The sequence below is a fragment of the Paractinoplanes polyasparticus genome (assembly GCF_019710575.1).
GTDB classification, from domain to species: Bacteria; Actinomycetota; Actinomycetes; order Mycobacteriales; family Micromonosporaceae; genus Actinoplanes; species Actinoplanes polyasparticus.
Genome location: NZ_JAHWFK010000023.1, coordinates 172,053 through 198,212, shown reverse-complemented (window position 1 = coordinate 198,212; position 26,160 = coordinate 172,053). Strand labels below are relative to the sequence as shown.

Sequence of the window (26,160 nt, the reverse complement as noted above, 5' to 3'; positions counted from 1 at the left end):
CAGGCTACGGTCAGACGGCCTCGCGCGGCAGGCGGACGGTGACCGTCGTGCCGGTGGACTCGTGCGAAGCCAGGGTGATCGAGCCGTGATGGCGCTCGACGACCACCCGGCACAGGGCCAGGCCGAGGCCGGTGCCGGGAATGCCGGTGTGGCGCGCGTTGCCGGCCCGGTAGAGGCGGCGGAAGAGGCGTGGCTGCTCGGCCGGGGCGATACCGGCCCCGTTGTCGGCCACGGTGAGGATGGCCGACTCGCCGTGCTCGTCGCCGAGGGACACGGCGACGGTGGAGTCCGGGCGGCTGAACTTGATCGCGTTGCTCAGCAGGGCGTCGGTCATCTGGCGCAGCCGGAGCCGGTCGCCCGGGACGATCAGATCGCCGGGGAGCTCGGCCCGCACGGTGATCCCGCGGGCGGCCGCCTCGGCCTCCGCGGCGTCGACCGACTCGCCGATCAGTTCGGTCAGGTCGACCGGCTCGACGGTCAGCTGGGCGTGGCCCGACTCCAGGGCGGCCAGGTCCAGCAGCTTCTCGACCAGGTCGCGCAGCCGGGAGTTGTTGCGCTGCACCACGTCCAGCAGCTCGCGCACCTCGCCCAGGGTGACGTCGTCGTTCGACTCGGCGATCAGGTCGACGTAGGCGCCGATCGAGGTCAGCGGCGTGCGCAGCTCGTGGCCGACCAGGGCGATGTACTCGTCGGTGGCGGCGGCCAGGTGCAGGGCCAGCACCTCGCTGCGGCGCTGTTCGAGGAACGCGCCGATCAGGCCGGCCAGGCCGGTCAGCAGCACCCCGAGCGCGGGGTCGGGCTCCTGCCGGTCGTACGCGAAGAAGGTCATCACCCCGACGATGCGGTCACCGCTGCGGACCGGGACCGCGCCCGCCGCCCGGAACTCGCTGCCGGCCGAGATGCTCGAGAGCACCGGGGAATCGGCCGCGTGCAGGTCGGGCACCCAGACCAGGTCTCCGCGTTGCCAGCACGACCCGGCCAGGCCGTCGCCGCGGCTCATGCTCACCGGCACGGGCAGCGGGCGCGAGTGCGGGTCGGCGTAGACCCCGGCCGGGCGCAGCAGGTCGGTCACCTCGTCGACCAGCCACAACCGCAGGTACGGCCAGCCCAGCGTGACGCCGATCGCGGCCAGGATGCGGTCGGTGGCGTCGGCCGCCTGCGGATGGTCGGCGATGACCTTGAGCACCTCGTTCTCGCAGTGCTGGTACTGCCGGTTGCGATGCTGCGTGGTCACGTCGTGCATCGCGGCCACCGCCCCGGTGATCCGGCCGGACTCGTCGCGCACGGGGCGGGCGTTGACGGCGAACCAGCGCGGGCGCCCGGCCTCGTCGTGGGCCAGCAACTCCGCCTGATCCACCTTCTCGCCGGCCAGGGCCCGGGAAAGAGCCAGCTCATGCGTACGCAAGGGGCTGCCGTCGGGGTGCAGCAGGACGAACCGGTGCGTGGCGTCACCGATGGGCACGTCGCCGACGTCGCGGCCGATGTACTCGTGCATCTTGCGGTTCGCCAGCACCATGTGCCCCGACACGTCGCAGGCGGCCACCCCGGCGTCCAGGCAGTCGAGCAACGCGTCGAAGGCGGCGCGGTGCACGGCGCCGGCCGTGCCGATCGGCTTGGGCTCCTCCGGCGGCGACGCCGTGCCCAGGTACGTGCGCAGGTCCTCCGTCAGCTGCGGCACGCTGAACGGCTTGCCGATCACGGCGAGCGCGCCCGTCGCGGCCAGCCGCGGGTCACCCGGGAGCAGGTACGCGGTGATCAGCACGACCGGCGTGCCGGCGATCTCCGGGTCGTGGCGGATGGCGTGACACAGCTCGAACCCGTCGAGGTGCGGCATGTCGACGTCGGCCACGACCAGCGCCGGGCGGTGCTCGGCGATCGCCTTGAGCGCCGCCCGCCCGTCCCCGGTCACCACGACCTCGTGACCGAGCCGGCGGACGACCTCCGCGATCACCCGCTGATGGTCAAGGTTGTCTTCCGCCACCACGACGCACGCCACAAAACCAGGCTAGGACGGCCGCGTCACCGCTCGGGCCGGTTCAACGGATCATTACCGCACCGGGGTGATGTCCGACTCTTCCGGCTGTCCCGCCGCGCGCGGCGCCACCGACAGGAGTAAGTCAACAGGGTGCCGGAGAACAACGTCGGATTTCGGTCCGAGCGCGGGCCCGTCCTCGCCGCCGTGATGCTGTCCACTGCCCTGATCGCGATCGACTCCACGATCATCGCGACCGCGGTTCCCTCCATCGTCAAGGACATCGGCGGTTTCACCGAGTTCCCCTGGCTCTTCTCGGTCTATCTGCTCGCCCAGGCCGTCTCGGTGCCCATCTACGGCAAGCTCAACGACCTCTTCGGGCGCAAACCGGTCGTGCTCTGGGGCATCGGGTTGTTCCTGGTCGGCTCGGTGCTGTGCGGCCTGGCCTGGAGCATGCTCACACTGATCATCTTTCGGGTGGTGCAGGGACTGGGCGCCGGGGCGATCGCGCCGACCACGATCACGATCGTGGGCGACCTCTACACCGTGCGCGAGCGGGCCAAGGTGCAGGGCTACCTGGCCAGCGTCTGGGGTATCTCGTCGGTTGTCGGGCCCACCCTGGGCGGCGTGTTCAGCGAGTACGTCGACTGGCGGTGGATCTTTCTGGTCAACATCCCGCTCTGCCTGCTGGCCGGCGGCATGATCTTCACCAAGTTCCACGAGCGGGCCGAACGCCACCACCCGGCGATCGACTACCGCGGGGCGGCGCTGCTCACGGCCGGTCTCACCCTGGTGATCCTGGGCGTGCTGGAGGGCGGGCAGGCGTGGGCGTGGATCTCGCCCGCCAGCCTGATCACGCTCGGCGGCGGGCTGCTCCTGCTCGTGCTCTTCGGGCTCGCCGAACGCGGAGCGCCCGAGCCGGTGCTGCCGTTGTGGGTGTTCCGGCGACGGCTGCTGGTTACCAGCGGGCAACTCGCGGTGGGGGTCGGGGCGATCCTGCTCGGGCTCAGCTCGTACGTGCCGATCTATGTACAGGACGTCCTCGGGTACGGGCCCCTGGTCGCCGGGTTCGCGCTGGCCGCGCTCACGCTGGGCTGGCCGATCACGGCGAGCCAGGCCGGCCGGGTGTACCTGCGGGTGGGTTTCCGGGCGACCGCGCTGATCGGCACGGTGCTGGTCACGGTGGGTTGTGCGCTGTTGCTGCTGCTCGGCGCGGAGTCGTCGGTGTGGGCCGTGGGCACGTACTGCCTGGTCATCGGGCTCGGCATGGGCCTGACGGCGGCGCCGACGCTGATCGCGGCGCAGTCGAGCGTGGGCTGGTCGGAGCGGGGCGTGGTGACCGCGAACAACATCTTCCTGCGGTCGCTGGGCAGCGCGCTGGGGGCTGCCGTGTTCGGGGCGATCGCGAACGCCATCATCGGTGGCGACACCGTCGATCCGGCTCTTCTCACCACAGCCGTCCACCGCATCTTCATCGGCATGCTGCTGGTGGCCGTCGTGATGATCGCCTTGGCCGCCCTGATCCCCCGCTCGGCCGACGCGGTGACCGCCGCCCCGCCCGACCCCCTTGCCGACGACCCCGCGCCCGACCCCGCGCCCGGCTCCGCCTCCGCGGACAAATAGGACGACTCTCTCCGTTCAAAACATTCTTGTGGGCACGTTGGTGTAGTGCGTTGCCATAGTGTGTGAGACACAGTATGGTGTTGGACATGACAACGGACGCGACACTGGCCAGCCACTTACAGGAGCTGCGTCGCGGCACGGTGGTCGTGGCCAGCCTCACCGTGCTGCGCACACCGGGCTACGGCTATTCACTGCTCGAGACGTTGAGCGACGCCGGCTTCGAGGTCGAGGCCAACACGCTCTATCCCCTGCTGCGCCGTCTGGAGTCGCAGGGCCTGCTCACCAGCGCGTGGAACACCGACGAGGCCCGGCCGCGCAAGTTCTACACCACCACCGAGCAGGGCAACGCGGTTGCCGAGGCCCTGCGCATCGAGTGGGCCCGCCTCGACGACGCCATCGGCGACCTCTCCACCGACCCCATCTCGACCCCCGGGAGCGACAAATGACCACCACCCTCGTCGACCGCTACGTCTACACCGCCCTGCGCCGCGTGCCGGAGCAGCAGCGCGCCGACATCGACCGCGAATTGCGCGCCTCGATCGACGACGCGGTCGACGCCCGGGTCGAGGCCGGCGAGTCCCGCGAGGCCGCGATCGAGCGCACGCTCCTCGAGCTGGGCGATCCCGACCGCCTCGCCGACAGCTATGCCGGCAGACGCAACGTCCTGATCGGCCCCGAGCTCTACGGGGTGTGGCGACGCCTGATGGTCACGCTGTTCAGCACCGTCCTGCCGCTGGTCGTCGTCGCGGTGGCCGTCGTCGAGCTCTTCGACGACGACGTGACGGTCGGCAGCGTCATCGCCGCGATCGTCACCACGACCATCACCGTCTCGGTCCACATGGCGTTCTGGACCACCGGCGTCTTCGCCGTCATCGAGCGCACCGGCCTGGGCCAGGCCGAGCTCAAGCGGGCCTGGACCCTGGACGACCTGCCGAAGTACGAGCCCGGCGCGCTGTCCCGGATCGACTTCGGCGCCACCCTCGTCTGGCCCGTCCTGGTGATCGCCGCCCTGGTGCTCCAGCAGTTCACGTTCACCGACGAGCCTCTGCTCGACCCGGCCAACTGGTCCTTCTGGTGGCCGGCGCTGATTGTCCTGATCGCCCTGAAGTGTGTCTGGGCCGTCTGGGTCTACCGCCTCGGCCGGTGGACCCGCCCGGTCGCGGTCGCCAACGCGGCGCTGTCCGTCGTCACCGCCGGGCTCATGATCTATCTGCTGGCCGCCGACAGGTTCTTCAACCCCGCCTTCACCGGCTTCGACGGGGCCGACGTCGACCTGGAGGGCTGGGTCTCGCTGGCGACCATCGTCGCTGTCGCCCTGGGCGCGCTCTACGACATCGTCGACGTCGCCCGCAAGGCCGAGCTGGCACGCAAGGGCCGTCCGGCCAGGATTCCCGGCACGGGCAACACTTACAGCGTCAGCTGACCCGCCGATACGATCGCCCCCCTCGGCCTCCGAGGGGGGGCACCATCATGCGCGCGTTGTTCGTGACGGTCGACGGCGGCGGCAACCTCCCGCCGCAGCTCGGCATCGCCCACGAGGTCGTCCGCCGCGGCGGCACGGCCCGGCTCGGCCACGAGCCGCAACGCCATGCGGTCGAGGCAGCCGGGTTCCCCTTCACGCCCGTACGCGACGGCATCGCCTACGACGCGGCGGCGCCCCGCAGCACGCTCGCCCGCTGACTCCAGGGTCCACGCGTTGCCCGACCCGCCCGCCGGCAACATCACCGTGCTGGAGCCGCGACCTCATCATCAAACGCGGCAACGATATCGACGTGCGCTCAGGCAGTCCGGTTGGTTTCATGGTGACGATGTCCTCCACACGACGTGCCGCCATGTCGCCGTCGCTGCGCACCACGCGCCTGAAGCTCGACGCCTTCACCGCCGACGACGCCGTCGAGCTGCACGCCCTCTTCGCCGATCCGGACACGCACACCATCGGATCGGGACCCTTCACCGCCTTCGAGCAGACCGAGCGCTGGATCGCCAATCGCGTGACAGCGCAGCACGACCATGGCCTGTGCTGGTATGCCCTGCGCTGCCTGGAAACCGGACTGATGATCGGCAACTGCGGAATGCTCACAGGCCGGACCGGTTTCGAGGAGCCCGAGATCGGCTATATGATCCACGCTCCGCACAGGGACCGCGGCTATGCCACCGAAGCAGCTGCGGCGGTGCTCCAGCAATGCCAGGCTGCCGGCCTGCGTCGCGTGTGGGCCAGCATCCGCCCTCACAACATCGCATCGCGCCACATCGTCACTCGACTGGGTATGCGCCTGGGCCGCACGGACAACGATGAACGTGGCGAGCTGCTCTTCTACGTCATTGACCTGCACTCGCGCTGACCTGGCTTCCAGCAGGGCCTCGCGAACGGTGCCCGTGCCTCGAAGCGGACCGCCCACTGGCGCCTGCGCGGTGCCGCGCGAAGCGCTGCGGTGCTCCGGCGATGCGCTGCGGTGCTCGAAGCTGCAGAGCCCGCTGACACACCGCCCTGGTGGAATGGCCGAGAATCGAGCCCGACCGAACTCGCCCGGAGGTGACCGTGCTCAAGACGGATTTCAAGAAGGAGCTCGGCTGTTACCGCGCACCCAAGGGGCGGTTCGAGATCGTGGACGTGCCGGAGATGCAGTACCTGATGATCGACGGGCACGGCGACCCCAACACCAGCCGGGACTTCGCCGGGGCGACCGAGGCGCTCTATCCGCTGGCCTACAAGCTGAAGTTCGCCAGCAAGCAGAAGCTGGAGCGCGACTACGTCGTCATGCCGCTCGAGGGCCTGTGGTGGGCCGACGACATGGACGCCTTCACGACGGCGCGCGACAAGTCGCAATGGGACTGGACCCTGCTGATCATGACGCCGGTGTGGATCGACGAGGCGATGTTTGCCGATGCCGTCGAGCAGGTCGCGGCCAAGGGCGCCCCGGAGCGGCTGCCCGACGTGCGCCTGGCCTCGCTTGCCGAGGGGCGCTGCGTGCAGACCCTGCACGTCGGCCCCTTCGACGACGAGGCGGAGACCCTGGCCCGCCTGCACAACGACTTCGTTCCCGCCCACGGCCTGACGATGACCGGGCGGCACCACGAGATCTATCTGAGTGACGCCCGCAAGGTCGCCCCCGAGAAGCGGCGCACGATCCTCAGGCAGCCGGTTTCTGCTCGGTGATCGCCCTGGTCGCCCAGGGGCGGCGGCGCAGGCCGGCATCGAGCAGCGCAGGCGGCTGAACGGCCTGGTCGAGCAGGCCGACGTCGGTGCCGGGCGGGACGATCTCGTCGATCCGGTCGAGCAGGTCGTCGCTCAGGGTGACGTCGAGGCCGGCGAGCAGAGCATCCAGGTGGTCCATGGTGCGCACGCCGATCAGCGCGCTGGTGACCCCCGGGTGGGCGATCGTGAATGCCATGGCCAGGTGGGTCAGCGGCAGCCCGGCCTCGGCCGCCAGCGGGATGAGCTGCTCGACCACGTCGAGCCGGCGCTCGTCGGTCACGTGGCGGAGCAGGCCCGAGCGACGCAGGTCGTTGTCGCCGTCCTTGCGCACGCGGCCGGTGAGCAGGCCCTGGCCGAGCGGGCCCCACACGAGGGCGCCCATGCCGAAATGCTGCAGGGTCGGCAGGATCTCGCGCTCGATGCCGCGGTTGAGCAGCGAGTAGACCGGCTGCTCGGTGTGGAAGCGGGCGAGGCCGCGGCGCTCGGCGATCCACTGGGCCTCGACGATGGCCGAGGCCGGGGTGCCCGACGCGCCGATCGCGAGCACCTTGCCGCTGCTGATCAGGTCGGTCAGCGCGGCCAGCGTCTCTTCCAGGTCGGTGGCCGGGTCGGGGCGGTGCAGCTGGTAGAGATCGATGTGGTCGGTGCGCAAGCGGCGCAGCGAGGCCTCGACGGCGGAGACTATCCAGCGCCGGGACGCGCCCTGCTGGTTGGCGCCGGGCCCCGTCGGGCGGCCGAACTTGGTGGCCAGCACGACCTCGTCGCGCCGGCCCACCAAGGCCCGGCCGACGACCTCTTCGGAGTCGGCGTAGGCGTCGGCGGTGTCGACGAAGTTGATGCCGGCGTCGAGCGCCCGGTGCAGGATGCGGGCCGATTCCTCACCGGTGTTGCCCATCGGGGAGGCGAACATCAGTGTGCCCAGCGCGTAGGGGCTGACCTGGATGCCGGTGCGGCCGAGAGTGCGGTGGTGCATGGCGGACTCCTGCCCTAGAGTGTTAAGCGGAAACTCTTTCCGGAACTATACGGAAAGCTTTTCCGTTTCGCTAGGGAGGGATCGCCGTTGTCTCAGGACCAGGCGCCGCGCCGCCGGGCCGACGCCCGCCGCAACGTCGACGCGCTGCTCGACGCCGCTCGCGCGGTCTTCGCCACCTCGGGGGTGGACGCGCCGGCCAAAGAGATCACCGACCGCGCCGGGGTCGGCGTCGGCACGATGTACAGGCATTTCCCGCAGCGGGCCCACCTGGTCAAGGCCGTCGTCGAGAGCAACATCGACGCCGTCGCCGACGCGGCCCCCGCCCTGAGCGCCGCCCACGAGCCGGCCGAGGCGCTCACCGCCTGGATCCGGCGCTTCGCCGACCTGCTGGCCACCAAGCGCGGCCTGGCCTCGGCCCTGCACTCGGGCGACCCGGCGTTCGAGGGCCTGCCCGCCTACTTCCTCGAGCGGCTCGGCCCCGCCCTGGCCGGCCTGCTCGACGCCGCGGTGGCCGCCGGCACGGTCCGCGCCGACCTCAGCGCCGAAGACCTGCTGCACGCCATCACCCAGCTGTGCCGGCCCGTGCCCGGCCTGCCGCCCGAACACAACGAGCGCATCCTCGCCGTCTTCCTCGACGGCCTCCGCCGCGACGCCACCCAGGGGGTGAACCACCAGGGCGCATCTGGTGGATCACGCGGGGCTGCGGCGTGGCCCAGCCGCGCCTGACGTCGCCTCGCTCCCACGTGATCCACCAGATGCGCCCTAGCCTGCCGTGATGGAACGGGCGACGCAGGTGCCGCGGCGGGCACGAGAGCTCGGCATCGTGGTCGGCTCCCGCGAGACCGGGCCGTTGAACGCCATCACCGACGTGGCCGGGGTCCGGGTCGGGCACACGACCCTCGTCGAGGGGGACGACATCCGTACCGGCGTGACGGCGATCGTGCCCGATCAGCTCGACCACCGGCGGGCCCTGCCGGCGGGGCTGTTCGTGGGGAACGGGCACGGCAAGATGGTCGGCTCGACGCAACTGGCCGAACTGGGCGAGATCGAGACGCCGGTGCTGCTGACCGCCACCCTGTCGACGTTCCGGGTGGCCGATGCTCTGGTCAGCCACATGCTGGGGCGGCCGGGGTGGGAGTCCGTGCAGTCGCTCAACCCGATCGTCGCGGAGACGAACGACGGCTACCTGTCGGACATCCGGGCGCGCCCGATCACCGCCGAGCACGTGTACGCCGCGCTCGAAACGGCTTCGGCCGGTCTGCCCGCTGAGGGGTCGGTCGGCGCGGGCACCGGCACCGGGGCGCTGGGCTTCAAGGGTGGTATCGGGACGGCGTCGAGAAAAGGCGCCGTCACGGTGGGCGTACTCGTACAGTCGAACTTCTCCGGAGTTCTCCGCGTGCTCGGCGTGCCGTTCCCGGGCCGGCCGGCCGAGCAGATCGGCAACTCGTGCGTCATCGTCGTGGCCACCGACGGCCGCTTCGACGCGCGGCAGTTGTCCCGGCTGGCTCGCCGGGCGGTCTTCGCCATGGGCCGGGTGGGGGCGGAATTCGCCGGTGGTAGTGGCGACTACGCGATCGCCTTCAGCACCGCCGCGCCGGACGGGCCGCTGCTGCCCGAGGCCGAGCTGGAACCGGCCTTCGCGGCGGTGCTCGAGGCGGTCGAGGAGGCGCTGCTCAACTCACTGTTCATGGCCACCACGACCACGGGCTTCGGCGGGCACACGAAGATTGCCGTGTCCCATGAGCGAGTCCTGCGGGCGCTGAGGTTGTGATCCCCCGGTCGCGGCGACGCGGCCGCCGCGACCGGGGGATGCGCGATCACATCGCTACGGGGGCTCCGGTGTTCGAGGAGACCTGGTCGCGGTTGGCGCGGACCAGGACCACCGAGATCAGTGCGGCCAGGCCGATCAGACCCGCACTCACCCAGAAGGCGATCGTGTAGCTGTGCACTGTGGCCGTCGCCTGCAGGGCGGGCAGCTGGTCGGGGTTGGTGATCTCCGACCGGTGGTCGGCGATGTAACCGGCCACGGCCGAGGTGAAGATGGTGTTCAGCAGGGCCGTGCCCAGCGAGCCGCCGATCTGCTGGGTGGTGTTGATCAGGGCGCTGGCCACGCCGGCGTCGTGGTCGGCCACGCCCAGCAGGGCCGTGTTGGACATGGGGCCGAACGTGACGCCCATACCGAAGCTGACGATCACCAGGCCGGGCAGGACATGGCTCCAGAAGCTGGTGTCAATGCCGATGCGGGTCAGCAGGACCATGCCGATCGCCGAAGCCAGCAGGCCGCTGAACATCAGGACGCGCGGGCCGAGGCGAGTCTGCAGCTGGGCGGCCACGCCGGCGCCGGCGATGATGCCGAACGTGAAGGGCAGGAACGCCACACCGGTCATCAGGGCCGAGTAGCCCAGGGTCAGCTGCAGGTAGAACGTCAGGAACAGGAACACGCCGAACAGACCGGAGCCGATCAACAGCGCCGCCAGGTACGCGCCGCCGCGGTTACGGTCGAGGATGACGCGCATCGGCAGCAGCGGGTGCGAGCTGCGCAGCTCGATGACGACGAACCCGACCAGCAGCAGCACGGCCGCGACGAGCCAGCCGATCGTCACGGCGGAGCCCCAGCCGTCCTCGCTGGCCTTCGTGAAGCCGTACACCAGAGCGACGAGCCCGGCGGTGGAGGTCAGCGCACCGGGCAGGTCGTAGCGGGTGTTGCCCTCGGCGCGGCTCTCGCCGACGAACCGGGCGGCCGCCACCGCGGCGACGATCGCGATGGGGGTGCTGACCAGCAGGGTCCAGCGCCAGGACGCGTACTCGGTCAGGACGCCGCCGAGGAGCAGGCCGACAGCACCGCCACCGCCCGCGATCGCCCCGTACACGCCGAAGGCCCGAGCCCGCTCCTTGGCGTCGGTGAAGGTGACCGTGAGAAGCGACAGGGCCGCCGGCGCCATGAGCGCGCCGAAGGCGCCCTGCAGCGCGCGGGCCGCGAACAGCGTCTCGGCATTGGTGGCCAGGCCGCCCAGCGCGGACGCGCCGGCGAAACCGAGGAGGCCGATGATGAACGCCCGCTTGCGACCGGTGAAGTCGGCGATGCGACCGCCGAGCAGCAGCAGGCCGCCGAACGCCAGCGTGTACGCGGTGATCATCCACTGCCGGTCGGCGTCGCTGATGTTCAGCGCGACCTGGGCGGTGGGCAGGGCGATGTTGACGATCGTGGCGTCGAGCACGATCAGCAGCTGGGCCACCGCGATGACGGACAACGCCAACCACCGGTTTCGTGGTTTAGGCGATATATCCGGCGGTGTCGCGGCGTCGGAAGTCGTGATGGACATGAAACGTCCCCCTCAAGGGCATGCGGAGATCCACCCGGGTCTTCGGACGCGGGTGCGGAAAGGAACGGAAGCGGGTTTTAGTCGCGGGTCAGCAGGGGCAGGACGATGTCGTCGACGAGATGGTCGAGGAAGGCATGGTCGAGCGGCTCGCCCAGGGCGAACCGGCGCATGAAGACCAGGGCCGGGACGATCTCGTCGATCAGCCCGACGTCGTAGCCGGGGCGGAGCTCACCGCGAGCCACGGCCCGCGCGCAGATGGCCTCCGCGAGCGGGATCTTGGACTCGCGCATCTGGCGCAGCTGCGCCGCGAGCTCGGGGTCGGTGTGCAACGCCATGAACAGGCCGGCGAGGAGCGGACCTTCCTCGCTGCCGATCATCGTGGCGATGTCACAGAACCAGGCGCGCAGGTCGCCACGGAGCGTCCCCGTGTCCGGCGGGGGCGCGTCGGCGGCCTTGCATGTGCGGACGGCGTCGGTGACCAGCTCGGCCTTGGTGGGCCAGTGCCGATAGAGGGTCGCCTTGCTCGCCTGTGCCCGGGCGGCCACCGCGTCCACCCGGAGTCCCTGGTAGCCCGTCTCGCCGAGCAACTCGTAGGCCGCGCGCAGGATCGCCTGTTCACGGTCGCTGTCGAGCCGACGGCCACGCGCGGCCGGCGAGGCGGATCGCGCCTGCTCAGCCATGGTGGCCCCCCGTCGTGTCTGCTCTGCGAAACGAAACTGTTTCGTACACTACGCCTCCTGATCCACTCCCGCGATCTCCGATCGCCCATTGTGACGCAGCGAACGGCGCCGCCCCCCGGACGGGACGACGCCGTTCTTCGAGAAGGGTCAGCGGACGGGCGTCACTCGCTGATCGCGTCGATGAGGTCGCCGACCGGACGGTCGGGCAGGGCGCGGGCCACGTCGGCGACCGCCACGATGCCGACCAGCTGGTGGCCGTCGATCACCGGCAGGCGGCGCACCTTGTGCTCGGACATCGTCCGCAGGATCTCGGTGGTGTCGTCGTCGGCGCCGATCGTGACCGGCTTGCCCTGAGCGAACTCGCCGACGGTGCACGACGACGGGTCGCGGCCCTGGGCGAGGGCCTTCACGACGATGTCGCGGTCGGTCAGCATGCCCTTGAGCCGGTTGTCCTCGCCGCAGATGGGCAGCGAGCCGACTCCCAGCTCGGCCATCTTGCGCGCGGCGTCGGCCAGGCTTTCCTTCTCACCCACACAGGTCGCGTCGGGGGTCATGATCTCGCGTGCGGTGGTCATGCGGATCTTCCTTTCCGTGTCGGGGGTACTACACCGCGTACCCGGCTCAGACCGTCGCAATCGTGCGGGCCACCTCGTCCACCAACTCGCGGGCCAGGAAACCGGTGCGGCCGTGCCGGGGCGTCAGACGCTGGCCGCTCACCGCGTGCACGTAAGCGCCCCAGCAGGCGGCCTGGGCCGGGTCGGCCCCACGGGCCAGGAGGCCGGCGACGATCCCGGCCCGGGCGTCGCCGCTGCCCGAGGTGCCGAGGCCGGCGTCGCCGCTCTCCTCGACCCAGGCCTGACCGTCGGGTGTGGCGATGTGGCCGTAGAGCGACACGACCGCGCGGTACTTGTCGGCCAGCTCGGCCGCGGCCGCCGCCAGGTCGTCACCCGGATCACGGCCCAGCAGATGTTCCGCCTCGACCACGTTCGGCGTGAGCACCGCCCGGGGCAGCCGCAGCAGGCTGGGCTGCTTGCTCAGGGCGCCCAGGGCGTACGCGTCGAGCACCACGCCCGTCTCGGGCCGGGCCGCGCCGAGCACGCCGCGCATGAGCTCGGCGGTCTCCTCGATGTCGTCGAGGCCGGGGCCGAGCGCGATCACGTCCGCCTGCCCGGCCAGCTCCAGCAGCTTGTCGGCCTGGGCCAGGCCAATCACCTTGGCCTCCGGCACCGCGATGCTCAACTGCACCGCCGTCTCCTCGGCCACTGCCAGCTGCAGCCGGCCCGCACCGGCGCGCAACGCGGCCTCACCGGCCAGCAAGACCGCGCCCGGCGTGAACTCGGAGCCGCCCACGACAAGCACCGTGCCCCGGGCCTCCTTACTGCCCTCGGGGTCGGGCAGCGGCCAGTCGCGCAACACCCGCAGGGTGATGACCCGTTCATCGGACCGGCTCGTCATCGACATCCTCCTGCCTGGTCGGCGCCGTGCCCTCGGCGTGCAGATGGTCGACGGAGTTGAACAGCTCGGGCCGCAGCTCGCCGTCCTCGCGTCGCCAGCTGCTGATCGAACAGTTCGCCACCGTCGTCCGGTGGGCGATCTCCATCAGCTCGGCCTCGCTCAGTCCCTCGGCGAGGTAGCGGACGAGTAACACGACCGCCTCGTGGGCCACCAGCACCACCCGGCCGCCGGGGTGGTCCTCGCGCAGCTCGCGCAGCAACGCCCGCAGCCGCAGCAGCACGTCGGCCCACGACTCGCCGCCCGGCGGGCGGTAGTAGAACTTGCCGTGCCGGGCGCGCCGGGCTGCCTCGCCGGGCAGCCGCTGCTGCACGCCGTAGGCGGTAAGCAGGTCGAGGACGCCGAGCTCGCGGTCGCGGAGTCGCTCGTCGACGACCATCGGCACGTCCAGGCCGGCCAGCGCGAGCTCGGCGGTCTGCCGGGTACGCAGGTAGGGCGACACGACGACGACCTGTGGGGAGGCCTCGGCCAGGACGGCGCCGACCGCCTTGGCCTGTTCGCGTCCGAGGTCCGAGAGCGGCACGTCGGCGTCCCGTTCCGGGATGTCGATCTCCTCGATCCCTGCCGTCTCGGCGTCCTGGGCGGTGACGTTTCCGGTGCTCTGGCCGTGCCTCACCACGGCGAGCCACTGCAGCTGTTCCATACCCGCAGCGTTACCCCCGGCCGACGTGGGTGGAACGCCCACGCCGGCACAAAACCGCTTTCCTCATTTCTCGACGAACACCGCGGTGGTACGGGCGGGCACGGTGAGGGCGCCGGTCCCCTTCGCGTACGAGGCCGTGCGCACCACCGGGTCGGCGGAGTTCCGCTGCACCGGGTGCAGGGTGACCACCTTGCCGGCCAGGGCCGGGACGGTCTGGGTGGTGGCCGCCGAGGTGCCGTTGAAGACCACCGTCACCGATCTCCAGGTCCGGTCGATTCCCCGTCCGTCCAGGGTCATCGTGACGACCCCCGGGGTCTCGGCCGTTCCGGACAGCGGGAACGACATCCTCTTCTGCACCTCGGCGGCGGTCGGCAGGCCGAAGACCGGCGACGAGCCCCGGATCTTCAGCAGTTCCCGGTAGCGGGCGTCGGACAACGCGATCGCCGCACACGAGGGCACGAGCGCGGGGCCGGCCAGCAGCGGCCGCGCGAAGACCCACTTGTCCGCGTTGTCGGCAGCGGGTGGCAGCCCGCGACCGAAGCCGTTCCCCTTCGAACAGTCCCACGTGATCTCGTTGAACCAGTCCCCCGAGTTGTACGAGTTGCGATCCAACGACTTCGACCGCAGACGCTCGGAGCCGGTGGCGACGAATCCGGCGCCCTGCCCGAGGGCGGTCGTGGCCAGAGCGACCGACTGTGCCCGCGCCCGATCGAGCGCCGGCAACGACGCGGGCAGCTTGAACGCCATGGCGTCGTACAGAATCTCGTTGTCATGGGCGTCGACATAGGTGATCGCCTCGCCCGGCGCCGCGGTGTAGCCGGCCGGTGAGCCGTTGTAGTCGATCTGCGCACCGGTCACCGTCGCCCCGGAGGACGCCACGAACCGGTACGACGCGAGGTTGCCGCTCAGCCCGACCTTGATCAGGTCCTGGTAGTGCAGCAGCCGCGCCTTCTGCGCCGCCGCGTCGCCGTTCACCGCGTCCCCGTTGGGCGCGCTGAGCAGACCGGTCGCGAAGCCCTGGACCCGCGGGTTCTCGTCGAACGGCCCACCACCGCGCACGGCGTCGCGCAGCCGGTCGTTGAAGGTGGCGATCCCGGTCCCGGCCATGTTGGCCTGCGTGGCCTGTTCGAAGCGGGCGTCCCCGGCCACCTCGCCGAAGTCCCACCCCTCGCCGTACAGGTTGATGCTCCTGCCGTCGACTCCGTCGCGCGCCAGGGTGAGCCGGTCGAGCGCCGCCCGTACGGCCAGGATGTTGGCCTTCGGGTGGTGACCCATCAGGTCGAAGCGGAAGCCGTCCACCTTGTAGGCCTTGGCCCAGGTGACGATCGAGTCGACGACCAGCTTGCCCATCATCGCGTTCTCGGTCGCCGTGTTGGCGCAGCACGTCGAGTTGGCGACCGTGCCGTCGGCGAGCAGCCGCTGGTAGTAACCGGGCACGATCTGGTCGAGCACCGAGTTCGGGTCTGCCCCGGCGGCCGACGTGTGGTTGTAGACCACGTCCATCACCACGCGCAGCCCGGCCCGGTTGACCCCGGCGACCATCTGCCGGAACTCCTTCGTCCGCGCATCGGGATCGACCGCGTAACCGCCCTCGGGAACCGTGTAGTGCAGCGGATCGTAGCCCCAGTTGTAGCCGTCGGTGGCGGCCACCGCGGCCACGCACTTCTGCTGTTCCTCGCTGTCGGGCGGCAGGGCGGCCAGATCGCACGGCGGCTGCTTCTGATCGGCGCGCTTCTCGGGGATCGTCGCGAAATCGAACACCGGCAGCAGGTGCAGATGGGTGGTGCCCGCGCCGGCCAGCGCCTTCAGGTGCTTCATGCCGGCGCCGTTCGCGGCGAACGCGGAGTACGTGCCGCGCTGCGCGGACGGGACCGTGGGGTCGGCGATCGAGAAGTCCCGCACCGACAGCTCGGAGATCTGGATTTTGGCCGAGGGCACCGCGGGCGGCTTCCGCAGGTCCGTCCAGCCGGAGGGCGCGAGCGCCGGGTCGGCCAGGTCGACGATCCGGCTCTGCTTCGAATCGGTCGAGAGGCCCAGGCTGTACGGGTCGGTGACCGCGGCCGTGACGATGCGGTTCACCGCCGGCTGCCACGCTGTGACGCGGTACCGGTAGTACTTGCCCTTCCACGACGCGGGGCCGCGGACGGACCAGATGCCGGTGCGGTCGTCGCGGCTCATCGCGACGGCCGGCCCGGAGGAAAGCTGCAGCTCGACCTTCTGAGCGGTGGGCGCCCACACCGAGAGCGTGGTGCCGACCGGTCCCAGCCTGGCGGCGGCGGCCGCCGCCGCGTACAGGTCGTCGATCACGCCGGCGATCTGCACACCGGTCGCGGCCAGAAGTCGACCGGCCGCGTCGCGCTCGGTGACGACGACCTGGCCGCGGAGGATCTCCTTGGCGTTGACGCCCCTCGGCAAGTGGAAAGCGTTGTACTGCCACAGATGCGGGAATCGGGTGCGCTGCGCGTCGGTGAGCCCGTCACCGGCCGAGAGCCGGACGCTCCTGAATTCGCCCGAGACCGAGGTGTCGATCCCGCCGCCCGGCGCGTAGACCAGGTCGTAGACCTTGCCGTCGGTGGATCCGCCCGGTAGCCAGGCGATCGTGCCCCGGTCGAGCCACACGGCCGACGACTTCGTGAGGTCGACGACGCCGTCCGATCCGGCTCTTCTGACGACCGGCGCCAGGCGCGGTGAGGTCCCGGCCAGCAGCCAGATCTCGCGCCCGCCCTCGGCGAACGTGAGCCGCTGATCGTCCGGCAGGTCCTTCTCGTCTCCCTTGTGGAGGATGTAGTTCAGCGCGGTCGCGCCGGCCGCGAGCGGCACCTCGAAGACGGCGCCGAACCCGTCGGTGCGGGCGGGCGCGAGCGGCGAGGCCCAGTCGGTCGGATCAGCCGCGCCGTCCCAGACGTGCAGCCCCCAGCCGGAATAGTCGCCGTCGGCCCGCCGGTAGTGGATGACTGCCTTGTCCGGGTCCTGCGTCACCGCGGGCGGTGTCGTCGTGATCGTGGCGTCGCCCTGCCTGAGCCAGATCTCCCCGTTCTGCGACGGATCGAAGGAGCGGTCGGCCTCGACGTCCTTGACCCCGTCCTTTCCCACCACAATGAAGCCCACGTTCTTGGCGCCGGGCTTGAGTTTCACGTACGCGAACCGCCCGTACGCGTCCTCACCGGCGAACGGCTGCCCGGCCGGCCAGGTCGTCGTCATCGACGGGTCGACGTCGCCGAAGACGTAGAGCCCGTGGTCCTCGTAGCCACCGGCCGGCCGCTGATAGTGCACCACGGCGTAGTCCGGGCTGGTGGTCGTGACCGGTGTGCCCACCCTGATCGTGGTGGCCGTGGACGCGAGGCGCCCCCTGCTGTCCTTCACCACCGCCTTGTAGCGCACGGTCGTGCCGCCGGCCAGGCCGGTGAGGTCGTGGTAGGCCGACCGGCCCGTGCCGACCAGCCGCCACGGCTCGTCGCCGATCTGCGCCGCGAAGGTGACCGTGGAAAGCGGATCGCCGGTGGTGTCGGCGACCAGTTTCGTGCGGGTGGCCACGGTGTCCGCGTCGGGCGACGTGAACGTGACGGTCGGCGCGGCCCCATCACGCTGGATGGCCTTGTCCGCCTTGAACGCGACGGCCGACAGCGGCGGCACCGTGAAGGTCAGCTTGCTGTCCGCCTTCATCGAAGCGGTCGTGCCGTAGATGCCGGCGAAGGTGGCGCCCGGCGACCAGGTGTCGATGGTGACGGTTTGCGGAGTGGTCGCGCTGTTCGCCGCCACCACGTACTCGACACGCTGGGCGGAATCGATGCGGGAGGCCGCGAAGACTCCGGGCCCGTCGGCTGCGTGCCGGGTGACCTGGGTGCCGCCGCGCAGCGCCGGATGCGCCTTCCGCAGCGCGCCGAGCGAGGCGATCGTCCGGTAGATCGGGTGCGCGGTGTTGTAGTTGTCGACCGCGTGGGTGCGGTCGGTGCCGATCAGGTCGTCGTCGAGGTAGTCGGCGGTCTTCGACGCGAACAAATCCTGGCGGGCGTCCTTGTCGCCGCCCGGCCCGGTGAAGCCCTGCTCGTCGCCGGAATAGACGACCGGCTGCCCCCGGGTGAGGAACATCAGCTCGTGGGCGAGCTGGTCACGACGGAGGGCGTCGGCGCCGGGAGCGAGGAACGAGCCGATCCGGCCCATGTCGTGGTTGCCCAGGAAGGTGGGCAGGCGGCCGGCATTCGTGTCGCGGGCGGTGTAGAGGTCGTCCTTGGCGTACAGATCGGCCAGCGCCCGCGCCGAGCCGTTGCCGGCCACGAAGCCCTTGGCCGCCTCCTGGAACGAGAAGTCGAGCGTGGCGGGCAGGCCGCCCCGGCGTACGTACGTGCTCTGGACCTCCTGATCGGCGCTGTAGACCTCGCCGAACATGAAGAAGTCCGGCTTGCCCGCGCGCTTCGCCGCCCTCTCGATGCCGGCGCTGAACTGCGGCCAGAAGTCGAGGTCGACGTGCTTGACGGTGTCGAGACGGTAGCCGTCGATGCCGGTCTCGGCGATCCAGTACGCATAGATGTCGGTGAGCCCGCGGACGACCTCCGGGCGCTCGGTCCACAGGTCGTCGAGGCCGAAGAAGTCGCCGTACTCGCTGTTCTCGCCGGCGAACGTGGAGTTGCCCCGGTTGTGATACATCGTCGGGTCGTTCAGCCACGCGGGCTTCTTCACGGTTCTGTCGGCCGCGGCCGGGAAGACCGGGGTGTACGGGAACGAGGCCGTCGACACCGGGGGGAAGTCGCCCCTGCGGTCGTCGAACGGGCGGCCCTGCGCGTCCTCGTACGGGCTCGTCGCCTTGTCGATGTAGTCGTACGCGTTCTCGGCGTAGCGGATGACGTCGGCGGTGTGGTTGGCGATGATGTCGAGATACACCTTGAGGCCGCGCTGGTGGGCGAGCCGGACCAGGCGGCGCAGCTCGTCGTTCGTGCCGAAGTGCGGGTCGACCTGGGTGAAGTCGGTGATCCAGTAGCCGTGGTAGCCGGCCGAGATGTCGTCGCCGCTGCCCTGCACGGGCCGGTTCTTGAAGACCGGGGCCAGCCAGATCGCGGTGGTGCCCAGCCCCTCGATGTAGTCCAGCTTGTCGATCAGGCCGGCCAGATCACCGCCGTGATAGAAGCCCTTGTCGGCCGGGTCGAGGCCGGTGCTGAGCCGGTCGCCGGTGCGGCCGCCCTTGTCGTTGGCCCGGTTGCCGTTGGCGAAGCGGTCGGGCAGCACGAAATAGAACTGCTCGTTGCCGGCGGGCGCGTCGGTGCCCCACTGGGCGATGACGGCGTCGGACGGCGCCTTGGGGGTGGCGGCTTGCGCCGGGACGGCTGTCAGGAAGGGCAGCGTGAGAGCCACCGCGGCGGCCAGGAGCCTTCGAGAGACCACAATGTCCCTTTCTAGGGGAGAGCCCAGACCTGAACGGCCGGGCCGTATCCATCGATGACGGTGGAACCATCGGTTTCAATGTGCAGCGGCGGCGCGCCGCCGTAAAGGTTCTCCAGGATCGCGTCGGCCGGGAGGCCGATGAGCCGGATCTGTCCGGCCGCGCGGGAAGCCAGCACGAGCACGCTCTGTTCGGCGCTCTCGCGCAGGAAGACCAGGCAGTCGCCGTCGGCGTGCACCCAGCGCAGCCCGCCCCGGCGCAGTGCGGGCGCCGATCGGCGGAGCGCGATGAGCTCGCGGTAACGGCCCAGCGTGGTGGTGTCCCAGGTGTCGGGGCGGTTCCAGGGCATCGGCACGCGGGCCGACTCGTTGCCGCCGCCGGTGAGCCCGAGCTCGTCGCCGGCGAAGACCATCGGCGTGCCCGGCAGCGTGAACAACAACCCGGCGGCGACGTGCTGCCGCTCCGCGCCGCCGACGACCGTACGGATCCGGGCCGTGTCGTGCGAGCCGAGCAGCTGCCACGACGCCTGCCACGAGCGCCACGACATCTGCGACGCGAACGCCGACATGGTTGCCATCAGAGCCTCGGCGCCCAGCAGCGGCAGGTCCTCGGGGCGGCCCAGGAAGCCGTCGAACGGCACCGTGCCGGCGCGCAGCCAGCACCACACCGGACGGGTGAAGCCGGCGTAGTTCATCGTGCCGTGCCAGCCGTCCCGGTCGAGGTCGCCGGTCGCGTCGTGGCCGTGCTCGGCGATCAGCAACCCGTCCGGCCGGGCTTCCCGCACGGCCCGGCACAGCCACGCGGCCACCTCGTGGTTCCAGTCGCCGGCGCCGAACCGGGCCGTCATGTTCGCCACGTCGATCCGCCAGCCCGACAACCCGTACGGCTCGGCCAGCCACCGCTGGACGATGGACCGGAACTCCCGCCGCAGCTCGTGGCTCGACCAGTTCAGCTTGGGCAGCGAGGGCACGTCGAGCCAGGCGACGTGACCGCCGTCCGGCTTGGAGTAGTAGAAGTCGGGCCGGTCGGCGAACCACGGATGCGCGTCGCCGGTGTGGTTGGTGGTGAGGTCGCCGATCAGCCGCAGGCCGCGGTCGCGGGCGGCCGACGCGAGCCGTTCGAGGGCGCGGTCGCCGCCGAGCAGCGGGTCGACCCGGTCGAAACCGGCCGCGTCGTAGCGGTGATTGGAGCGTGCCGGGAAGAACGGGGTCAGATAGACGGTGTCGGCGCCGAGCGCGGTCACGTGGTCGAGCCGGCGCGCGACGCCGTCCAGGTCGCCGCCGTAGACCACGCGGGTGGCGTCCGGGCCGGGAGCCACCGGCTCGTCCCAGGACGCCGCCCGCACTGCCCAGTCCGGGGTCTCCCGCACGTCCGCGCCGGGCGACCGGGCGTACCGGTCGGGGAAGATCTGATAGACCACGGCGTCGCGGGCCCAGGCCGGGGCGGCCGGGTAGGCCACCAGCTGGAAGTCGGTGCTGTCGGGCACGTCGTACGCGGTGAGCCCGAACGCCGTCAGCCAGCGCACCCCGCTCGTGGTGCCGAGCAGGAAGCGGTAGCGGGTGACCGGGTTGTGCGCCTCGAGATCACCGCGCCACCACGTGTCGCCGCCCTCGCGGCGATCCACCCGGAGCGACGTGAAGACCGGCTCGCCGTCGCGCACCCAGCGCATGTGCACGCGCGACACACCGGTACCCCGCGGCACCCGGACGAAGACGCTCACCGTGTCGCCGAGATCCGGGGCGGGATCGCTGACGTAGAGCTCGCTGCCGTCGTGGTGCGGGCGCCGGATCATCCCTTCACCGCCCCGGCCGTCAGCCCGTCGGTGATGTAGCGCTGCAACAGCTGGAAGACCAGCACGGTGGGGATCGCGGTGAGCAGCGTGCCGGCGCAGAACATGCCGAAGTTGGCGTTGCGCTCGCCGGCCACCAGCCCGTACAGGCCCACCGGCAGCGTCTTGGCGCCGGCGTCGGTCAGGAACACGTTGGCGATGAGGAACTCGTTGATGGTGCCGATGAACGCCAGCAGCGCGGTGACCGCGAGGATCGGCGCCACCAGCGGCAGCAGGATGCGGAAGAAGACCTGCGCGTGCGACGCGCCGTCCATTGTGGCCGACTCGTCCAGCTCGCGGGGCAGCGTGTCGAAGAAGCCCTTCATCAGCCACGTGTTCACGCCCAGGGCGCCGCCCAGATAGAGCAGGATCAGGCCCGACGACGTGTTGAAGCCGATGGCCGGCCACCGGTCGGTCACCGTCGAGAAGATCAGGAAGATGGCGACGATCGCCAGGAACTGCGGGAACATCTGGATCAGCAGCACCGACAGCAGGCCCACGCGCCGGCCCCGGAAGCGGCGGCGGCTGAAGGCGTACGCGGCCAGGGCCGAGATGAAGACCGAGGCGATCGACGACACCGACGCGATGACGATCGAGTTGAGGAACCAGCGGCCGAACCCGGTGCCGGAGAACAGGCCGGTGAAGTTGGCGAGCGACGCGCCGGTCGGTACCAGCTCGCTCGACGACAACGTGCCGAGCGGGTTGAAGGCGGCCGAGACGACGAAGACGATCGGCACCATCGCGAACGCCAGCACGAGCACCCCGACCAGATGTCGCCACCCGACCTGCTGGATCCAACGCGTCATGAGTGGACCTCCTCGAGGTGACGGGTGCGCCGGAAGCTGATCGCGGACACGACCGCCACGATCAGGAAGATGAAGATGGAGATGGCAGCCGCGTAGCCGTACTGCGCTCCCCCGCCGCCGAAGGCGATCCGGTAGGTGTAGGTGATCAGCAGGTCGGTGGCGCCGTTGGCCGGATTGTCGGCCGGGAAGGGCGCGCCCTCGGTGGTCAGGTAGATCGCGTTGAAGTTGTTGAAGTTGAACGCGAACGACGAGATCAGCAGCGGGGTCAGCGCGACCATCAGCAGCGGCAGGGTGATCCGGCGGAAGCCGCCCCACGCGCTCGCGCCGTCGATCCGCGATGCCTCGGCGAGCTCGCGCGGAATGGCCTGGAGGGCGCCGGTGGCGACCAGGAACATGTACGGATAACCGAGCCAGAGCTGCACGAGGATCACCGCGAGCCGGGCCGAGGCGCTGCCCCCGAACCAGTCGACGTCGCTGCCGAACAGGTTGTTGATCAGGCCGAAGTCGGTGTTGAACATGTCCCGCCAGACCAGCAGCATGGCGAACGACGGCATGGCGTACGGCAACACCAGCAGCACCCGATAGGCGGTGCGGCCCTGCACACGCGGCGAGTGCAACGCCATCGCGAGCAGCAGCCCCAGCACGAAGGTGCCGCCGGTGGAGGCGATGGCAAAACCGAAGTTCCACACCAGCGTACGAAGGAAGGGCCCGGCGATGGCCGGGTCGGTGAGCACTCTCGTGAAGTTGCCGAAGCCGATCGTCACCTTCCACCCCTGGGCCAGGCGTTCACCGCCGGCGTCCACAAAGGCGCCGGCGCTTTCGTCCGCTGTCCAGGTCCGGCCGGTCGTGGTGTCCCGGATGCAGTCGCAGCCCCCGTCGTAGGTTCGGCCGGCCCTTCCCTCGTACGCCCGGGACAGTCCCGACGAGCGGATCGCGCCGCCCGGCGTGGGGACGGCCAGCGCGGTGATCTCGGCGCTGCGTAGACCGGCCTGGCCGGCGGTGAGCACCGTGTAGCCGCTCGCGGAGGTGACCCGGCCGGTGCTGCCCACGGTGACGTCGCCGCCGGGAACGGCCTTCAGACCGTCGGCGTCGCCGGCCGAGACCTGGCGGGTGGCCGGGTCGGTGATGAGGAAGACCAGGGGCCCGGTGGCCGGGTCGCCGGTCGTCGCGACCGTCAGGGCGTACTGCTGGGAACCCGGCACCTGGGTGACCGAAGCGGCCTGGATGGCCACGACGGCCTCGTCCTTGCTGCCCCGATGGCCGTCGCCGAAGTTGGTGAAGGCCGTGCTCGCCGTGTAGAGCACCGGGAACACCTGGAACAGGATGAGCAGGATCGTGCCCGGGGCCAGGTATTTCAGCGGAATGTGGCGCGGGGTCAGATACAGGTAGAGCAGGCCGGCCGTGGTGGCGGTCAGAACGGCCAGGCCCGTCCACGCCCGGTTCTCGGCCAGGGGGAAAGCGGCCCAGACCGCGATGGCCACGGTCAACCCGAGCAACACGATCTTGATCAGCGAGCCGGATGTGCGCCCCGGGCGGTCGTCCTCGGGGGCGGGACGGGCCTGCGTCGTGGCAGGCCCGTCAAGCATGATCGACATCGGCTGGCTACTTGATGGCGGCCGAGATCGCTTTACCGGCGGCCGTGATCGTGCTCGTTGGGTCGGCCCCACCGACCACCGCGGCCTCGGCCTTGCCGAACGGATCCCAGATGGCTGCCATCTCCGGCACGGCCGGCAGCGGCAGTCCGTCCTTGCCCGCGGTCACGAACTTCTCGAGGTCGGCGTCCTTGCCTTTCACCTGGTCGAAGGCGGCGGTCAGGGCCGGCGGGCGGGGCTCGGCCGCATAGAGCGCGACGGCGAGGTCGGGCGTGGTCACATAGTTGGTGACGAACTCCTGGGCCAGGGCCTTGTTCTTGCCCTTGGTGGCGACGTAGAACGTCTGCACGCCGAGGAACGGACGGGCGGGCTGTCCACCCTGGAAGCCCGGGACCGGGCTGATGTCGTACTTGATCCCGGCCTTCTTGACGTCAGCGATCGCCCACGGGCCGGAGACCAGGAACGCGCACTTCTTCGAGGTGAACGTGGCGATCGAGTTCTCTCCAGTGATCGAGCGCTTGAGCGCGCCTTCGCCCTTCTCGCCCAGCGTCGCGATCTTCTGGAACGCCTTGACGGATTCGGGCTTGCCGACGCCGAGGTCCTTCGGGTCGTAGCCGCCGTCGGCGGACGTGCCGAACAGATAGCCGCCGGCGCTCGAGTAGAGCGGGTAGAGGTGGTAGGCGTCGCCCTTCTGGCCCACCTGCAGGCAGAGCTTCTCGGGAGTCTTCGCCTTCCTGGCCTCGGCCACCAGCTCCTCGATGGTCGCCGGGGCCTTCGGGGCCAGGTCGGTGTTGCGGATGAGGGCGAGATTCTCCATGGCGTACGGCACCCCGTACGTCTGCCCGTTGAAGGTGACCGCCTTGAGCGCGTTGGGGTTGAGGCCCGCGGCCTGGTCGGCGGACAGCTGCACCGGGTCGATCGCGCCGTTCTGCACCAGGTTGCCGATCCAGTCGTGGGCGCCGACCGTCACGTCGGGACCGCTGCCCTGCTGGGAGGCGGTGACGAAGGTGGTCTGCTGATCCTTGGAAATGGCCTGCACCTTGACGGTGACGCCGTTCTCGGCGCCGAACTTCTCGGCGAACGGCTGAAGGGCGGCGGCGCGCTTGTCGTCGGCCCAGATCAGCAGCTCGCCTTTCGGTGTCTCCGCCGAGGCTCCGGTGGTCGGGCCGGCGTCGCCCCCGCCACAGCCGGTCAGGGCCAGGGCGCAGGTAAGGGCGGCAGCTGCCCCCGCGGCACGGATGCGCATGGGACGTCTCCTGTCGTGTTGTTTCATCAATTGCAAGCCACGTGCGGTGGACTTGCGAGGGGAGAGTGATCGCGATTTCATTGCCGCACTGCAGAAGCGCAGCGTGGAACGTCTCGACCAGGCATCGGCCTGTGTCGTTGTCGTTGCCGGGACGTTAGCAAGTCCTTGCAGTCAATGGAAGAGCTTGCAGGATCTCCCCGGAAACGTCGCATCACTAGAGTTGGCGGCATGCGTGCACGGATGGCCGACATCGCCCGTCAGGCCCAGGTCAGTGAGGCGACGGTCTCGCGCGTCATCAACGACCGCCCGGGCGTCTCGCAAGAGACCCGCCAGGCGGTGCTCACCGCGCTCGACGTGCTGGGCTACGAACGCCCGGAACGGCTGCGCAAACGCAGTGCCGGCCTGGTCGGCCTGGTCGTCCCCGAGCTGGAGAACCCGATCTTCCCGGCCTTCGCCCAGGTGATCGAGTCGACGCTGGCCCAGCAGGGCTACACGCCGGTGCTGTGCACCCAGTCCCCGGGCGGCGTCACCGAGGACGAGTACGTCGAGATGCTGCTCGACCGCCAGGTCTCCGGCATCATCTTCGTGGCCGGCCTGTCCGCCGACACCACCGCCGACCACGCCCGCTACCAGCGACTTCTCGACCGCCCGCTGCCGATCGTGCTGATGAACGGCTACGCCGAGGGCATCGAGGCGCCGTTCGTCTCGTGCGACGAGCGCCTGGCCGGCGACCTGGCCGTCACCCACCTGGTCGCGCTGGGTCACCGGCGCATCGGCCTGATCTCCGGCCCCAACCGTTTCATCGCCGTCCAGCGCAAGCTGGCCGGCTACCGCCAGGCGATGAAGCGCGAGCTCGGCACCGCCGACTCCGCCCTGGACAACTACGTGTCGCTGACGCTGTTCGGTGTCGAGGGCGGCGAGGTGGCCGCCGACCGCCTGCTCGCGATGGGGGTGACCGGCCTGGTGTGCGGTTCCGACCTGATGGCGCTGGGCGCGATCCGGGCGGCCCGCCGTCGCGGCCTGTCCGTGCCGGGCGACGTCTCGGTCATCGGTTTCGACGACTCGCCGCTGATCGCCTTCACCGATCCGCCCCTGACCACGCTGCGTCAGCCCGTCACGTCGATGGCCGTGGCGGCGGTCCGCTCACTGATGGACGAGATCAACGGCCACGGCGCGCCGCACTCGGAATACCTGTTCCGGCCCGAGCTGGTCGTGCGCGACTCGACCGCGAAAGCCCCGAAGCGGCAAGATCGGCCGGTCGACACCTCGGCCGCCTGACGGCTCAGCCGGTCGACACCCCGCCGTCCGACGGCTCAGCCGGTCGACACCCCGGCCGCCTGACGGCTCAGCCGGTCGACACCTCGGGCGCCCGACGGCTCGGCTGCAAGTTCT

General features: G+C 70.5%; 21 protein-coding genes. 9 read left to right on the top strand and 12 right to left on the bottom strand.

Going from position 1 to position 26,160, the window contains the following annotated elements:
- Nucleotides 1-10: 10 nt before the first annotated feature.
- A complete protein-coding gene (locus KXC43_RS52795; protein ID WP_308129200.1) occupies nt 11-1,981 on the bottom strand; it encodes an ATP-binding protein in 1,971 nt (656 codons plus the stop codon).
- A gap of 144 nt (nt 1,982-2,125) precedes the next feature.
- Between KXC43_RS52795 and KXC43_RS22735 the strand changes: the two genes are divergently transcribed.
- The 6 genes from KXC43_RS22735 to KXC43_RS22710 all read left to right on the top strand — a co-directional run bounded on the left by KXC43_RS22735 (nt 2,126) and on the right by KXC43_RS22710 (nt 6,752).
- Nucleotides 2,126-3,595: an MDR family MFS transporter gene (locus tag KXC43_RS22735; RefSeq protein ID WP_308129195.1), complete on the top strand. Its 1,470-nt coding sequence runs from the start codon at nt 2,126-2,128 to the stop codon at nt 3,593-3,595.
- A gap of 86 nt (nt 3,596-3,681) precedes the next feature.
- Nucleotides 3,682-4,041 carry a PadR family transcriptional regulator gene (locus KXC43_RS22730; protein WP_221378134.1) on the top strand — a complete coding sequence of 120 codons (360 nt, stop codon included), beginning with the start codon at nt 3,682-3,684 and terminating at the stop codon, nt 4,039-4,041.
- Nucleotides 4,038-5,018, top strand: coding sequence for a permease prefix domain 1-containing protein (locus KXC43_RS22725; protein WP_221378133.1), 981 nt, complete (start codon nt 4,038-4,040; stop codon nt 5,016-5,018). The genes KXC43_RS22730 and KXC43_RS22725 overlap by 4 nt, the downstream gene beginning before the upstream one ends.
- 47 nt (nt 5,019-5,065) lie before the next feature.
- On the top strand, nt 5,066-5,275 hold the full coding sequence (locus KXC43_RS22720) for a hypothetical protein (RefSeq protein ID WP_221378132.1): 210 nt from the start codon (nt 5,066-5,068) through the stop codon (nt 5,273-5,275).
- Nucleotides 5,276-5,394: 119 nt separating this feature from the next.
- Complete coding sequence (locus tag KXC43_RS22715; RefSeq protein WP_221378131.1) at nt 5,395-5,937, top strand: GNAT family N-acetyltransferase; 543 nt, start codon at nt 5,395-5,397, stop codon at nt 5,935-5,937.
- 149 nt (nt 5,938-6,086) lie between these two features.
- Nucleotides 6,087-6,752: a GyrI-like domain-containing protein gene (locus KXC43_RS22710; protein WP_308129194.1), complete on the top strand. Its 666-nt coding sequence runs from the start codon at nt 6,087-6,089 to the stop codon at nt 6,750-6,752.
- Here KXC43_RS22710 and KXC43_RS22705 read toward each other — a convergent pair.
- Entirely contained in the window at nt 6,727-7,764 is a 1,038-nt protein-coding gene (locus tag KXC43_RS22705) for an aldo/keto reductase (RefSeq protein ID WP_221378130.1), read from the bottom strand. The genes KXC43_RS22710 and KXC43_RS22705 overlap by 26 nt on opposite strands.
- Nucleotides 7,765-7,851: 87 nt before the next feature.
- Here KXC43_RS22705 and KXC43_RS22700 point away from each other — a divergent pair, with 87 nt between their 5' ends.
- Nucleotides 7,852-8,490, top strand: a complete 639-nt coding sequence (locus tag KXC43_RS22700) for a TetR/AcrR family transcriptional regulator (RefSeq protein ID WP_221378129.1) — start codon at nt 7,852-7,854, stop codon at nt 8,488-8,490.
- 49 nt (nt 8,491-8,539) lie between these two features.
- Nucleotides 8,540-9,535 (top strand): P1 family peptidase, encoded by a 996-nt coding sequence (locus tag KXC43_RS22695; protein WP_221378128.1) that lies wholly within the window; start codon nt 8,540-8,542, stop codon nt 9,533-9,535.
- Between the two features lie 46 nt (nt 9,536-9,581).
- Here KXC43_RS22695 and KXC43_RS22690 read toward each other — a convergent pair whose 3' ends face one another.
- From KXC43_RS22690 to KXC43_RS22645, 10 genes are all read right to left on the bottom strand, one after another.
- Nucleotides 9,582-11,087 carry an MFS transporter gene (locus KXC43_RS22690; protein ID WP_221378127.1) on the bottom strand — a complete coding sequence of 502 codons (1,506 nt, stop codon included), beginning with the start codon at nt 11,085-11,087 and terminating at the stop codon, nt 9,582-9,584.
- Nucleotides 11,088-11,164: 77 nt separating this feature from the next.
- Nucleotides 11,165-11,767 carry a TetR/AcrR family transcriptional regulator gene (locus tag KXC43_RS22685; RefSeq protein ID WP_221378126.1) on the bottom strand — a complete coding sequence of 201 codons (603 nt, stop codon included), beginning with the start codon at nt 11,765-11,767 and terminating at the stop codon, nt 11,165-11,167.
- Nucleotides 11,768-11,928: 161 nt separating this feature from the next.
- Nucleotides 11,929-12,342, bottom strand: coding sequence for a CBS domain-containing protein (locus tag KXC43_RS22680; protein WP_221378125.1), 414 nt, complete (start codon nt 12,340-12,342; stop codon nt 11,929-11,931).
- Between the two features lie 46 nt (nt 12,343-12,388).
- On the bottom strand, nt 12,389-13,222 hold the full coding sequence (locus tag KXC43_RS22675; protein WP_221378124.1) for an NAD(P)H-hydrate dehydratase: 834 nt from the start codon (nt 13,220-13,222) through the stop codon (nt 12,389-12,391).
- Nucleotides 13,203-13,922, bottom strand: a complete 720-nt coding sequence (locus tag KXC43_RS22670; RefSeq protein WP_221378123.1) for a histidine phosphatase family protein — start codon at nt 13,920-13,922, stop codon at nt 13,203-13,205. The genes KXC43_RS22675 and KXC43_RS22670 overlap by 20 nt, the downstream gene beginning before the upstream one ends.
- A 63-nt stretch (nt 13,923-13,985) precedes the next feature.
- On the bottom strand, nt 13,986-19,301 hold the full coding sequence (gene pulA / locus KXC43_RS22665; RefSeq protein WP_221378168.1) for a pullulanase-type alpha-1,6-glucosidase: 5,316 nt from the start codon (nt 19,299-19,301) through the stop codon (nt 13,986-13,988).
- 8 nt (nt 19,302-19,309) lie between these two features.
- Nucleotides 19,310-21,088, bottom strand: coding sequence for a glycoside hydrolase family 13 protein (locus KXC43_RS22660; RefSeq protein WP_221378122.1), 1,779 nt, complete (start codon nt 21,086-21,088; stop codon nt 19,310-19,312).
- On the bottom strand, nt 21,085-21,930 hold the full coding sequence (locus tag KXC43_RS22655; RefSeq protein ID WP_221378121.1) for a sugar ABC transporter permease: 846 nt from the start codon (nt 21,928-21,930) through the stop codon (nt 21,085-21,087). Before KXC43_RS22655 ends, KXC43_RS22660 begins: the two co-directional genes overlap by 4 nt.
- On the bottom strand, nt 21,927-23,525 hold the full coding sequence (locus KXC43_RS22650; RefSeq protein WP_221378120.1) for an ABC transporter permease subunit: 1,599 nt from the start codon (nt 23,523-23,525) through the stop codon (nt 21,927-21,929). The genes KXC43_RS22655 and KXC43_RS22650 overlap by 4 nt, the downstream gene beginning before the upstream one ends.
- Nucleotides 23,526-23,532: 7 nt before the next feature.
- On the bottom strand, nt 23,533-24,768 hold the full coding sequence (locus KXC43_RS22645; protein WP_221378119.1) for a sugar ABC transporter substrate-binding protein: 1,236 nt from the start codon (nt 24,766-24,768) through the stop codon (nt 23,533-23,535).
- 228 nt (nt 24,769-24,996) lie between these two features.
- Here KXC43_RS22645 and KXC43_RS22640 point away from each other — a divergent pair, with 228 nt between their 5' ends.
- Nucleotides 24,997-26,046, top strand: coding sequence for a LacI family DNA-binding transcriptional regulator (locus KXC43_RS22640; RefSeq protein WP_221378118.1), 1,050 nt, complete (start codon nt 24,997-24,999; stop codon nt 26,044-26,046).
- Nucleotides 26,047-26,160 lie beyond the last annotated feature (114 nt).